At 54.1% G+C, this 12,365-nt stretch carries 9 protein-coding genes and 1 tRNA gene; 6 read left to right on the top strand and 4 right to left on the bottom strand.

Features of this window, described 5'->3' with window-relative positions:
- Positions 1-455 precede the first annotated feature (455 nt).
- Both Pla22_RS14480 and Pla22_RS14475 read left to right on the top strand, forming a co-directional pair.
- A tRNA-Leu gene (locus Pla22_RS14480) sits at positions 456-541 on the top strand.
- A gap of 267 nt (positions 542-808) precedes the next feature.
- Positions 809-2,467 carry a BBP7 family outer membrane beta-barrel protein gene (locus Pla22_RS14475; protein ID WP_146515564.1) on the top strand — a complete coding sequence of 553 codons (1,659 nt, stop codon included), beginning with the start codon at positions 809-811 and terminating at the stop codon, positions 2,465-2,467.
- A 127-nt stretch (positions 2,468-2,594) separates the two neighbouring features.
- Here Pla22_RS14475 and tsaB read toward each other — a convergent pair whose 3' ends face one another.
- The gene (gene tsaB / locus Pla22_RS14470) at positions 2,595-3,326 is read right to left on the bottom strand and encodes a tRNA (adenosine(37)-N6)-threonylcarbamoyltransferase complex dimerization subunit type 1 TsaB (protein WP_146515563.1); all 732 of its coding nucleotides are present in this window, start codon (positions 3,324-3,326) and stop codon (positions 2,595-2,597) included.
- A 200-nt stretch (positions 3,327-3,526) separates the two neighbouring features.
- On the opposite strand from tsaB, the gene Pla22_RS14465 reads away from it, so the two are divergent.
- Both Pla22_RS14465 and Pla22_RS14460 read left to right on the top strand, forming a co-directional pair.
- Positions 3,527-4,285: a metallophosphoesterase family protein gene (locus Pla22_RS14465; protein WP_146515562.1), complete on the top strand. Its 759-nt coding sequence runs from the start codon at positions 3,527-3,529 to the stop codon at positions 4,283-4,285.
- A 137-nt stretch (positions 4,286-4,422) separates the two neighbouring features.
- Entirely contained in the window at positions 4,423-5,211 is a 789-nt protein-coding gene (locus tag Pla22_RS14460; RefSeq protein WP_146515561.1) for a metallophosphoesterase family protein, read from the top strand.
- 41 nt (positions 5,212-5,252) lie between these two features.
- Here the strand turns inward: Pla22_RS14460 and Pla22_RS14455 are convergent, their stop codons facing one another.
- Positions 5,253-6,179, bottom strand: a complete 927-nt coding sequence (locus Pla22_RS14455) for a leucine-rich repeat domain-containing protein (protein WP_165440677.1) — start codon at positions 6,177-6,179, stop codon at positions 5,253-5,255.
- Between the two features lie 322 nt (positions 6,180-6,501).
- Between Pla22_RS14455 and Pla22_RS14450 the strand changes: the two genes are divergently transcribed.
- A complete protein-coding gene (locus Pla22_RS14450; protein ID WP_146515559.1) occupies positions 6,502-9,012 on the top strand; it encodes a dockerin type I domain-containing protein in 2,511 nt (836 codons plus the stop codon).
- A gap of 99 nt (positions 9,013-9,111) precedes the next feature.
- Complete coding sequence (locus tag Pla22_RS14445; protein ID WP_146515558.1) at positions 9,112-9,792, top strand: EF-hand domain-containing protein; 681 nt, start codon at positions 9,112-9,114, stop codon at positions 9,790-9,792.
- 69 nt (positions 9,793-9,861) lie between these two features.
- Here Pla22_RS14445 and moaA read toward each other — a convergent pair whose 3' ends face one another.
- Both moaA and Pla22_RS14435 read right to left on the bottom strand, forming a co-directional pair.
- Positions 9,862-10,884 carry a GTP 3',8-cyclase MoaA gene (gene moaA / locus Pla22_RS14440; RefSeq protein WP_146515557.1) on the bottom strand — a complete coding sequence of 341 codons (1,023 nt, stop codon included), beginning with the start codon at positions 10,882-10,884 and terminating at the stop codon, positions 9,862-9,864.
- The gene (locus tag Pla22_RS14435) at positions 10,856-12,172 is read right to left on the bottom strand and encodes a citrate synthase (protein ID WP_146515556.1); all 1,317 of its coding nucleotides are present in this window, start codon (positions 12,170-12,172) and stop codon (positions 10,856-10,858) included. Before Pla22_RS14435 ends, moaA begins: the two co-directional genes overlap by 29 nt.
- Positions 12,173-12,365 lie beyond the last annotated feature (193 nt).

The raw sequence follows: 12,365 nt of genomic DNA, 5'->3' as shown, positions 1-12,365 counted from the left end.
CCCCAGGATTATCGGACCCTTTGGTGCCGAACTAATGGCTCTCATAACCAAGTGGCCCGCGTTAACCAGTTTCAAATCTGAACGATGGCAGACCTGGGAACTGGCACGCTTGAGTTCCCGGTATTCGAGAACTGGTGCACTCGAGAAATGTTGCACCCGAGAAATGATGCACCCGAGAACTGGTGTACCCGAGAACTGGTGTACCCGAGAACTGGCGAGCGCGACTGCTGGCGCAACAGACCGCCTGGGCTTGTGACGGCCGGCGGTTCTGAACTTCACACTGGGATCCTAGGCGGCCAAAGACGCGTGTCGTTGGATTGATACATAAATAAGCGACGCCGGCGTACTTTGGGTCCTGGTGAGTCGGGGGCCTCGAATTCGGGCATAGTGGCCTAGTTGACGATCGCTTTGAATGCGGCAAAACTATGCACAGCCAACTCAAAGCGTCGGACATCGCGGCCGTGGCGGAATTGGCAGACGCGCAAGACTAAGGATCTTGTGCCCGATTAAGGGCGTGGAGGTTCGATTCCTCTCGGCCGCATCCCGTGCGAAGGGCCTTTGCTGAACCATCAGCAAAGGCCCTTTTTTTGTTGCCTGCGATAGTTTGTAACGATTGGCGAAGATTGTCGCGTTGGGGGAAGTTCGCTCAATAATCGGTTTTTAGCCAGCCTCGAGAAGTACTTCGCATTCTCTGACTTGAATCCGATCCCGCATTCTTGGTTTGTGTGCCGATCCAAAGCGCTGGAGACGGAGTCTCTCATCATCGGGAACGGAGCCCGCCTTCCAGACTGCAAAGGATTCAAATCAAATGAACAAGAAGTTCCTTCGACGTGCCGCCTTAGCACTTAGCCTCAGCGCTGGTGCTTTCGGACTTAGCCAAACAGCCGAAGCTGGACAGCCTTACTCGTCACCTTCACAATGGAATAACTTTCGCCCGGCGCTCGATGAGGCGCTTGCGGCTGAAGACGCTGCTAGCACGACCGCGAAAGCCAAGTCGAGCATCGAAGAATTGCCGGCTCCCAAGCCCACACCGGCGCCGATGGCAGCTCCATCCAACAAAGCTCATCTGAATCAAGGCTACCCGACCGATGCCTATTCGGGTGCTCATGAGTCAACCGCCTACCCTTCGGCGACGCACTCCAGTGGCAACTACTCACCGGTGCCACACAACAGCTATGCGCCACAAGGCACCTACAGCACCATGCCATCGCCAAACGTCGGCAGCGGATGTGCGCCTTGCGAAAGCAGTATGTCGTCACCTAGCCCTTACGCTCACGCAATGTCTTCGTCTTGGGAAGGCAGCAGCTCTTGCGGAAGCGGCGATGTGGGCTCATGCGGCGTTGACACCAATGTTCGCAACGAACTGTTCCCGTACTTCGGCAGTGCCAACATTCTGTTCATGTCGCTTAGCGAAGGCCGTGGCCGCAACATCGCAACGGGACTGGGCAACGACTTCAACACTTCGATCGTGGATCCAGGATCCTCGGTTGGATTTGACGTCAGCGCCGGTCGATACCTTGGCAACGGTTGCTATGGCTTGGGCATCACGTACTTCAACTGGGATCCAGGTAGCGAATCGGTAACTCGATTAGGGACTCCGGGATCCATTCGAGCGACCATGCCTCAGTACCGTGATGCATCGATCGACGTGGGTGGTGCAGGCATTGACACGGTGTACAACTACATCGACGGCACGATTGGTGCGGGTGCAGGCGGAGTGCGGGCAACCCGTGACCTGAGCTTCCAAGGAATTGAAGCGAACCTGTTCAGCTTTGGTTTGATGGGTGCTCGCCGTGCTTCCTACGCTACACCTTGCGGTTCGAATGGATACGGCATGGGACGAGGCCTCGGCTGGGGTGCTGGTCACGGTTCGTGCGGTTACGGCGGAGCGGCTGGTCCATTGGTGCGTGCATCTTCGGGCCGAGTACGTGTGACAACAAGCCACGGTTTCCGTTGGTTCCAAATCAAAGACTCGTCCGAGCTTGCCTACAACATTGACGGCACAGCGGGTTATCAAGCGGAAGACATCTACGACAACGTTGATACCGAAAACAACCTGTTCGGTTATCAGTTTGGTGGACGCTTGACTTACTGCTTGGGCAACCGCTTGGACTTCAACATTGGCGGTAAGTTTGGTGTTTACGGAAACCGCGCTGAACTGCGTCACCGTCTCGGAACTCAAACCACGCTTGCTTACCCAACCGGTGCTGGCACCGACTTGGTCGACACGGTCGATACCGACACCGTGTTGTCGACGCTCGGCGAGCTTGATCTTGGACTGGGCTACCGTATCAGCAACGCCTGGACCGTCCGTGGCGGTTACCGCGTGATGGGAATCACCGGTGTTGCTAACGCGATGGATTCGTATTCGAACTACTACACGTCAGCCGCTGCAGCGGGAACCGTGTTCGCCGACGACAGCTACGTGTTGCACGGAGCCTACGTGGGTGCCGAGTTCAACTGGTAATCATTGACGAAAAAGATTTGCAGTCTTTCATCGGAAAACCTCGGCGAACTTGTTCGTCGAGGTTTTTTTATTGTCGGTCAGTTTGCCTTCTCGCGATCTTTGCGTTCGCGCTAAGAAAAACTTCGCTTTACAGTTTCTCTTCGGCCGCGCTCAATTTGACGTAGCGAGGTACCAACTCCATTGCCTCAACAAACAGTTCTTGGCTGGCTTTTTGATGAGCGATAATGCCCACTCCCACGGCATCGCATTCTCGAGGCAGGATTCGAGCAGCATCGACATCATCGAATAGTTTGGCGTCACCAGCGAAATGCCAACCCTGAGCTGATGCCACTCGCGAGGCCAATTCAGAATGAGAAAGCACCTCGATCCGTTCGGCCATTTCTGACGGTGTGGTCGAAAGAAGTTGTCGGCTGACTTCGGCGACGTACGCCTGTTCGCGATAAGCATCCAGAGCGACCAGAATGCGGTCTACGTTCGGGGTCATTCGAAATGCTTCAGCCGCGATCGCTGACAACGAATCCACCGAGACCAAAGGGATTTGCCACGCATAGCTAAGCGTTTTCGCAGTCGTCACGCCTATTCGCAGGCCGGTGAATGAACCTGGGCCATCGGCGACCGACAAAAGCCCAATCTTGATACCCGATTGGTTCGCCCAAGCGACCGTTCGCTCGAGTTCGCCGGTCAAGACTCGCGCGGTACGTTCTCGTTGGGGTAATACGACTTGGTGCACAACTCGGCCGGCAACTAAGATCGCGATACTGCCGCCTTTTCCCGTCGTCTCCATCGCCAATTGCCCAGCGGTTTCCGACGCGGTTTGCCCGTCCGCTTGGATCGTCGAGTTCCCGATTGTTTCAGTCATCCGCTTGTTTCAGTCTTCCGTCGAGTGCGTGGATTGTTCAAGTGCAAGGGTGTGGGTTAGGATAGAGGCTTCCGACGAGCTACTCAGTCATGGGATTGCTGCGAAATTTTAATTCCACTTACAATTGGAGGTCGTCGAATGACTCATGACGAGCCCCCATTGAGACGACCTACCGTCGACGCACCAGCAGGAATCCACCGGTGAAGCGAGCCTTGATCAGCGATATCCACGGCAATCTCGAAGCATTCGAGGCCGTGTTAGCGGATATCGATTCTAACGATGTAGCAGAGATCTACTGCCTGGGCGATATTATCGGCTATGGACCGAATCCCTGCGAGTGCCTTGATTTAGTCATGAAGCGTTGCCAGAAAACAATTCTGGGCAATCACGATCAAGCTGCTTTATTCGATCCTGATGGCTTCAATCAGATGGCGTTGCAGGCGATTTATTGGACTCGCGACCAACTCGACAATGGACCTGGAAGCAACGCTCAAGTCAATTCGCGTTGGGACTTCTTGGGTGAACTGCCGCGACAGGTCGAAGAATCCGAGTACCGTTTCGTGCATGGCTCCCCACGTGACCCCACGAACGAGTACGTGTTCCCCGAATACATCTTCGACACTCGCAAGATGGAAATTCTGTTCGGCAAAATCGAACACGTTTGCTTCATGGGACACACCCACCTGCCGGGAATCTTCACAACGGAATGCGAGTTTATTTCGCCAGACGAATGCGACCATTCCTACAAGATTGGCGGAGCAAAGCTGATGGTCAACGTTGGAAGCGTCGGCCAACCTCGCGATGACAATAACAAGTCGTGCTATGTGATTTTGGACACGGATGCGAAAACGATTACGTACCGCCGCGTTGACTATGATCGCAATAAGACGGCCGAAAAGATCTACAACGTGCCCGATCTTTCGGATGCTCTTGGCGATCGACTTAAACACGGGCGTTAGAAAGACGTTTGTCTAACTCAAGCACGACACGCTTTCTCGACTATGTCGAAACATTCGGCTTCATTCCCAAGTATTTGATCGAAGTGCGATGCCTGCAACGACCTTGATATTCCTTACCTTCTAGTTGATAAACCGACGTGACCCGCACCGCGATCCTGAGTGACATTCACGGTAATTTGTCCGCACTTGAAGCGGTGCTGGCCGACGTTGAATCGCAGAACGTCGATCGAATCGTCTGCCTAGGCGATGTCATTGGCTATGGGCCGCAGCCTTGCGAGTGCCTCGATCAAGTGATGAACTTTGAGTTCTGCATTCTTGGCAATCACGACAGCAGCGCGCTGTTCGATCCAGAAGGTTTCAACGTTGCTGCCGAACAGGCCATTTTCTGGACGCGAGCTCAGGTCGAGTGCGGCCCGGAAGGCCCCGAAGTTAGCCTGAAGCGTATGAATTACCTGTGCCGGATGCCACGGATCGTGGAAGAAGCAGTGCCGGGGTCCGGGGACGGTGAATTGCCAAGCCTAATGTTTGTTCACGGTTCGCCGCGCGGACCGACGAATGAATACGTTTTTCCCGAAGACACCCAGAACGTCAAGAAAATGGAAAAGCTATTCTCGCTATTCCGGCATCTGTGTTTTCAAGGCCACACCCACGTTCCTGGCGTTTTCACCAGTGACCTGCGCTTTGTACGCCCCACGGATACGGGCGCCGGCTATGACATCTCGGATCGCAATCAACGATTGATGATCAACGTCGGAAGCGTCGGTCAGCCTCGCGATGGTGACCCCCGAAGTTGCTATGTGATTCACGATCCCGAGAAAATCGTCTATCGCCGAGTGGAGTACGATATCGAGCAGACGGTCAAGCTGATCGAAGCGGAACCTGAACTCGACAACCTGCTCGGCTACCGATTACGCGAAGGTCGGTAAGGTGTGCGAAGGTTGGTAAGGTGTGTGCCGGGACGTGATGGCTATTGATCGTCCTCGACGTCAACGCCCAGAGCTTGCAACCGTTGGATTTGCTCATTCAGTGTCGCATCGTCGATCGGATTGCCGCTGATGTAGATGTCTAGATACGGCGCGAATTTGCGATCCCCGTTGAAGTCTGCTTCGCACATTTCAATTAATGGCGTTAGATCGCGAATCTTGTTTCGGCGAATCATCATCAGGTCCAGTTCGCCCAGCCCCTTTAACGGCGTGAGCGATTCGACTTGATTGCCGTCTGCGTTAAGGGTACTGAGCCACTTCAAATTCGCTATCGGCGCTAAGTCCGAAACTTGGTTGGTAGAAAAATCGACCGACCACAGCTTGGTCAATTTGGCCAGTGACGAAAGATCATCAATCTTGTTGCCGCTGACGTAAAGCGTTCTCAGGTTCGACATTCCTTCGATAGCGGAAAGGTCCGCAACTTGGTTCTCGGACAAGTCCAGCAACTGCATCGACTTCAGTCCTTTGATCGGCGACAAGTCCGAAATTTTGTTCTTCGAAATCGTAACAGACTGTAACAACTTCAGTTCGCTCAGCGGGTTGAGATCGGCGATCTCATTGCCAGCAAGATCCAAAAGCATGATTCGCTTGCAATGTTCCAAGCCCGCCAGACTCTTGATTCCTTTACGTTTCGCAACGACTCGAGAAATCGTGGCAACATCTTCCGCCAAAATGGGTTCACTGTTGTACCGTTTGGCATAAACTTCGGCCCGTACCGCTTCTTCGAGATTCTTATCCGCGAAGATCGACACCGTCTCGGCTGGCTTTGGCTCGACTTCTGACGCCGTAACTTCTGACGTCTCGGAAGGCTCGTCAGCATGCGATTGTGAGTTAGTGAGGCAAGTTGCTACCAGCAAACAAAACACGAACTGACGGAACATGTACTGACGGGGATTTAGAGGTGGAATCATTGGCCGTGTTTCCGAAGAGGGACTTGCTGACCTGGTTAACGAAGCCATGACAGGCGATGGGACGGACCTAGTTTATCTCAAGCAAACTACCGCCAAGTCGATGATCTTGCGACCCAGATAAGCGGTCGTTTGCCGGCTGCGTACCAGCACACCCGTTCACCTGCTGGTGACTACGGTTCAAACTTGGTGTTGGCCGCCGACCGCAAAAGGAAAGCCCTGGACGCCTTGCATTGCACTTATTCCCTATTGCATGACTCCATAGAATACTACCTGGACGTACACTCAGCGCTCGCTGTCTCTTCTCATCCTCTTCAATAACGTTATGCCAACAGTGCCCCGACTCAATGCGCCCTCAAGGCAGCGTCGTCGCAGTCCCAAGTTAAGTCGTCCTTTGAGGTTTGAATCGCTGGAAATACGTCGGCTAATGATCGCCGAAGCGGCCGCTTTCGAACTTAGCCAAAACCTCAGCACCGAGGGCCTGACTGGCAACATCTCCGGCGAAGTGTTTTGGGGAGACGGTCAAAAAACGAATGTGACCGGGCTAGGTACCAACGAAACTGGCAAGCTCAAAATCAAGTTCGACTACTCGCTCGATACACGCGGTTTCTTCAAACAAGCCGGATCGAAGGCGGCCTTAGAGTACGCCGCGAACTCCTTCGTTAGTTTGTTCGCCGACGAACTTGAAGCGACCGGAACCCATCCTGACGTGAACGTCACGCCGGTCATCGACCACCCAACGACGGGCGTACAGAATTTTGAAGTGAGCAGCAAACGGAACGTAAGGATTGCGGCCAACGAAGTTTTGATTTTCGCGGGCTCAAGAAATTTTGATAACGAACGAGGTTTGGGACCGTCTGTTGCAGCAGTCGGCGGGATTGGTTCGCTTAACGTGTCGATCAAGAATCCAGCTACGTTCTTCAGTTGCGGCACGCTTACGCAAACGCAGTGCAACAACCAAGCTCAGGCAAAGCTTGATTCGATCGTGGATGACCTTCGGTCGCGAGGTCAGACCGGATCGCTCAAGAAATCGCCCGATGACTTCGCAGCGGTTGTAGGTTCGATTGCGTTTGATCAACCCCGCGACTTTTACTTTGGGACGGATCCCGAAAAAATTGGCAAGAACCAGACCGACTTCATTTCGATTGCGATTCACGAACTCGCACACGCGTTTGGGTTTGGGCTTGCACCGTCTTGGAACCGCCTCGTCAATGGAAGTCGTTTTGATGGGACGAACGCAAACCAAGCCTACGAAGGCGATGGCAAAGTTCCGTTGACCACGGCTCACTGGGCACAAAGCGTCGCCAACATCCAAAGCACCAACATGACACCCCAGATCGATGTCCGTGCGCGAGGCCTTTCGACACTTGACTTGGCTGGCATGTACGACATTGGTTGGGAAAAGCTCGAATCAACAACTGCGAAAATCAATCAGACTCATGTCTACGCCGATGATGGCCAGTACCTCGTCACGGTCGTGCTTCGTGGATCGACGTCGGGAACACTTACCCATGAAATTCGTACGGTCAACGTCACGAATGTTGCGCCCTCGTTGACCTCGGTTGGAAATCAGACTGTCGAGGTCGGTAAGGCGATCACGCTCGATCCGATCGGAACGATCACCGATCCAGGATTTTCGACTCCCAATGGTGATCCCGCTAGCGAGGAAACATTCTCGTATTCGATTGATTGGGGTGATGGAACCATCGACGATGGCAACGCCACGGTTACCACCAATGGCAAGGCCGATGGCACGTTGACGTCGGCCAAGTTCAAGGGTACTCACGTTTACGAGACCACCGGCGTTAAGACGGTGAAGTTGCGTGTGTTCGATGACAACCAAGGCTCCGACGAAAAGACCTTTACGATTACCGTTACTCCCAAACCAGAACTTAGCTTGAAAGTTAGCAAGAGTGCGGTCGACGAGAACGCGGGGAATGCGGCAGCAACGCTAACGATCACGCGTAGTGGTCCTGCGAAAACGTTCAACCAAACGATCACGGTGGCCTCGTCCGACACCACGGAATTGACGGTTGACGCTACAGCGGTGATTCCTGCTGGCGAATCGTCGGTCACGATTCCACTCAACGCGGTCAACGACAATCTTCTTGATGGAACCGTTGCGGTTGAACTAACGGCGTCCGGCGGTGGCGTTGAGTCTGGCAGAGTCACGATTGACGTTCGCGACGAAGAATCACTCACGGCGGCTCTGTCGAGCGACAGCGTTGTCGAAGGTGGTTCGGCTGTGAATTTGACAATCCGACGAAGCAATACCGACACGGACGAGGAACTTGTCGTTTCCGCTTTAGGCTTTCTTGCTTCACAGATAGACCTTCCACGCGAATTTACGATTCCGGCGGGTCAGGCTTCCGTCCGCATTCCCGTTATAGCTGTCGACAATGATGTTGCTGCAGCCCCCAAGAGCCTTAACCTTGTCTTTCGAAACGACCTTTACACTCAGGGGTCTGCGACACTGGAAGTTCTCGACGACGAACCTCCGGTCTTTCAAAATCCTGAGAACCGGTATGACGTCAACGGGCTTAACGGCACTTCAGCCAACGATGCTTTGATCATCATCAACGAACTTGGGCGTCGCCAGGACAACGTCGACTTGGATCCGACGAGCGAGAAACCCGATCCCTATTTCCTAGACGTTAATGGTGACTACAAAGTCACGGCCCGCGACGCGTTGATCATCATCAATCAAATCGCAAGGGAATCTAACGCGACGTCCGAGGATGAAGCCGCAGGGGCACCGACACCAGTTGTAGATCGCACCAAAGACGAGACACTTTGGAGCCAACTTGCGGACGAAGCTATTGGCCAAATGTTCTAGGTCACTTGATCGGATTGTGCATTCGCACCGAAACCTTGCACTTGGCGCGGCGTTTTACAGAACGTCCTATGACAACTTCCCCGAAAAGGTAACCTAATAATGAAACGCAATCCAATCCGCACTGCTGTGTTGGCGAGTTTGCTAGCTGGACTATCAACTTCAACGGTACTGGCCGACCCACCAGAAACGGGATCCGAAAAAGGACCACGAGACAGAGGCGCTCGTCGTGAAGGCGGCCCCGGACGCGGGGGACCTGGCGGCGGGGGTGGTCCCGAAGGCTTCGGACGAATGATCCAGATGCTGCCGATCTACAAGGCGCTCGATGTTGACCAAGACGGCACCATCAGTAGCGACGAAATTAACAATGCGGTCGCTGCCTTGAAAACGTTGGACAAAGACAATGACGGTTCGCTAAGTGCCAATGAACTGCGGCCTACCATGATGGGCAATCGCGGTGGTGGCCCGGGCGGACCAGGTGGGCCAGGTGGACGCGAAGGGATGTCACGCCAAGGTAGAGGCGGCCCTGAAATGGTTGCCAAGATGTTCGAAAACCGAGACGCCGATGGCGACGGAAAACTCAGCGGCGATGAGATTCCTGAAGCAATGTCAGGTCGTCTAGCACGCATCGACGCCGATGGTGATGGATCGCTTTCCAAGGAAGAACTCACCAAAGCGATGTCACGCATGGGCGGCGGTGGACAAGGTCGTCGTGGCGATCGAAATGGCGATGGCGGTGGCGAACCGGGTGGCGATCGTCCCAAGCGACCGGCCACCGAATAACCGGCCTGCATTGCTGAGCGACGAATGAGTTGCTTCGTCGTTCAAGCAGTATATTTTTCTTTTCGCGACCTATCCGCCAATCGAATACATCGGGCGGATAGGTGGCGAGAACGAGGCATCATCGATGCCGTGAGCCGCTTTCTTGGCTGCCACACATGACGCGATTTGGTCAGCTAAGACCTGATCGTGGGCTCCCGACCGCATCAATTCGCGAAGCGGGGTCTCTTCACTCGCAAAGAGACAGTTTCGCATTGATCCATCCGCGGTGATTCTCAATCGATCGCAAGAACCGCAAAACGGTTCGCTAACCGAACGAATAATTCCGACGCGTCCACGCCCAACCAAGAAGTCTTCCGACGGTTGAGATTGATCGGCTCGTTGTATAGGTGTCACTTCGCCGAAACGTTCGCGCAAGATTGCGAGCAGCCGATCACCCGTTAGCACTTTCGCGGACGTCCAATCGCGATCGCTGTCGAGTGGCATGAACTCGATAAAACGAATGGAGACACCTCGGTCGATCGCAAACTCGGCCAAGCGAGTGATTTCCGGTTCGCTCACCCCAGCAATCGCCAGTGCGTTTAGCTTCACGCTTTGGAAGCCGGCGGCAATCGCGGCATCGATTCCTTCGATCACTTTAGCCAAACCAGAACGCCGCGATATTCGTTGGAACGTCGATTCGTCGAGCGTATCGAGACTGATGTTGAGCCGCTGCAAGCCGGCGTCACGCAGCGCATCGGCGTGTTCAGCAAGCAGCACTCCGTTGGTCGTCAACGACAAGTCTTCCAGTCCCGGAATCCCCGCCAACATTTGGATCAGCGTGGGTAGCTCTCGTCGCACCAGGGGTTCACCGCCAGTGATCCGCACTCGGTTGACACCCATCTGAGTGACCAACAAAGAAGTCAGTCGATGGAGTTCTTCGAAGGTCAGCAATTGTTCGCGCGGCGCGAACACGGCATCGTGCTCGGGCATGCAATAGAAGCATCGGATGTTGCAACGATCCGTAACGCTCAATCGAACGCTACGGTGGACACGTCCAAACCGATCGACGAGCGGGTACGGCGAACTATCGTTTTTCGATACTGACAAACTCACGCTCGGTCGCCCCGGTGTAGATTTGGCGAGGGCGGTTGATGCGACTTCCAGGGTTCGCGTGCATTTCACGCCAGTGAGCAATCCATCCCGGCAGACGTCCAATTGCGAACAGCACGGTAAACATCTGAACGGGAATTCCAAGAGCGCGATAGATCACGCCGGAATAAAAGTCGACGTTGGGATAGAGCTTGCGTTCGATGAAGTACTCGTCTCGCAGTGCGACTTCCTGCAACTCTTGCGCGACATGGAACAGCGGATCATCCAAGTTCAGCTTCTTCAACAATTTCTCGCAGCTTGCCTTGATGATCGTCGCACGCGGATCAAAGTTCTTGTAGACCCGGTGACCGAATCCCATTAAGCGGAAACCGTTTTCTTTGTCCTTGGCCATATCGACGTACTTCTTGACGTCACCACCGTCCTTGGCGATTTGATCAAGCATGTTCACGCACGCTTCGTTGGCTCCACCGTGCAAGGGCCCCCAAAGGGCGCCGATACCGGCCGAGATTGATGCAAACAAGTTCGCGTTACTACTACCAACCATGCGGACCGTCGACGTGCTGCAATTTTGTTCGTGGTCGGCGTGAACGATCAACAACAAATTCAACGCTTCGGCGAAGTCCGGGTCGACCATGTACTCGTGCGCCGGAGTCGCAAACATCATGTGCAAGAAGTTCTCGCAGTAGCTCAATTCATTGTTCGGGTAAATGAATGGCTGACCCATCGACTTCTTGTAGCTGTAAGCCGCAATCGTTGGCAGCTTGGCGAGCAACCGGTAGATCGAGATTTCAACCTGATCGGCGTCGTTAGGATCCATCGAATCTTGGTAGAACGTCGACAACGCTCCCACCACACTCGACAAGATCGCCATCGGGTGAGCATCACGAGGGAACCCGTTGTAAAACGAACGCATGTCTTCGTGAATCATCGTGTGATCACGAATCCCCGAACGAAACGCTTCCGCCTGGACCGGGGTGGGTAGGTCGCCGTAGATCAAGAGATACGCGACTTCGACAAAGTCACTCTTTGCCGCCAACTCTTCGATGGGGTATCCGCGATATCGCAGGATTCCTTTTTCACCATCGAGAAAAGTGATGGCAGAGCGAGTCGAACCGGTGTTGACGAAGCCATCGTCGAGCGTGATCAAGCCAGTCGAAGCACGCAACTTACTGATATCGATGCCCTTCTCGCCCTCACTACCTTCGACCAGTGGCATCTCGATTTCTCGATCACCAATGATCATCTTTACGGTGCCGGCGTCCATTACATCCAAGTTGTCTGATTTACTCATCCGCGTTTCCAGGTGATCGATGGGGTGCCGGTCAGGAGGGTCAAAACTGATTCAGAGCACATTCCGCCAGCTCTTCGCTTCAGTTTAGCGGGGTATCAATACTGCCACAATCAGACGGCATCACGGATTTTACCGCGAAACACTTTGTCACGCGGACGTGCTGACTGGACCTATCGCAGCGTGCGCGGTCGAG

Origin of the sequence: Rubripirellula amarantea, from assembly GCF_007859865.1 — a bacterium.
Classification (GTDB): Bacteria; Planctomycetota; Planctomycetia; order Pirellulales; family Pirellulaceae; genus Rubripirellula; species Rubripirellula amarantea.
Note: the sequence above shows the minus strand (reverse complement) of the source record. Positions and strands in the feature narration are given on the sequence as shown.

Coding starts and splice junctions, on each gene's coding strand:
- Pla22_RS14435 (WP_146515556.1), bottom strand. CDS start 12,172: ATGAGTAAATCAGACAACTTGGATGTAATGGACGCCGGCACCGTAAAG.
- Pla22_RS14445 (WP_146515558.1), top strand. CDS start 9,112: ATGAAACGCAATCCAATCCGCACTGCTGTGTTGGCGAGTTTGCTAGCT.
- Pla22_RS14455 (WP_165440677.1), bottom strand. CDS start 6,179: ATGATTCCACCTCTAAATCCCCGTCAGTACATGTTCCGTCAGTTCGTG.
- Pla22_RS14450 (WP_146515559.1), top strand. CDS start 6,502: ATGCCAACAGTGCCCCGACTCAATGCGCCCTCAAGGCAGCGTCGTCGC.
- Pla22_RS14475 (WP_146515564.1), top strand. CDS start 809: ATGAACAAGAAGTTCCTTCGACGTGCCGCCTTAGCACTTAGCCTCAGC.
- tsaB (WP_146515563.1), bottom strand. CDS start 3,326: ATGACTGAAACAATCGGGAACTCGACGATCCAAGCGGACGGGCAAACC.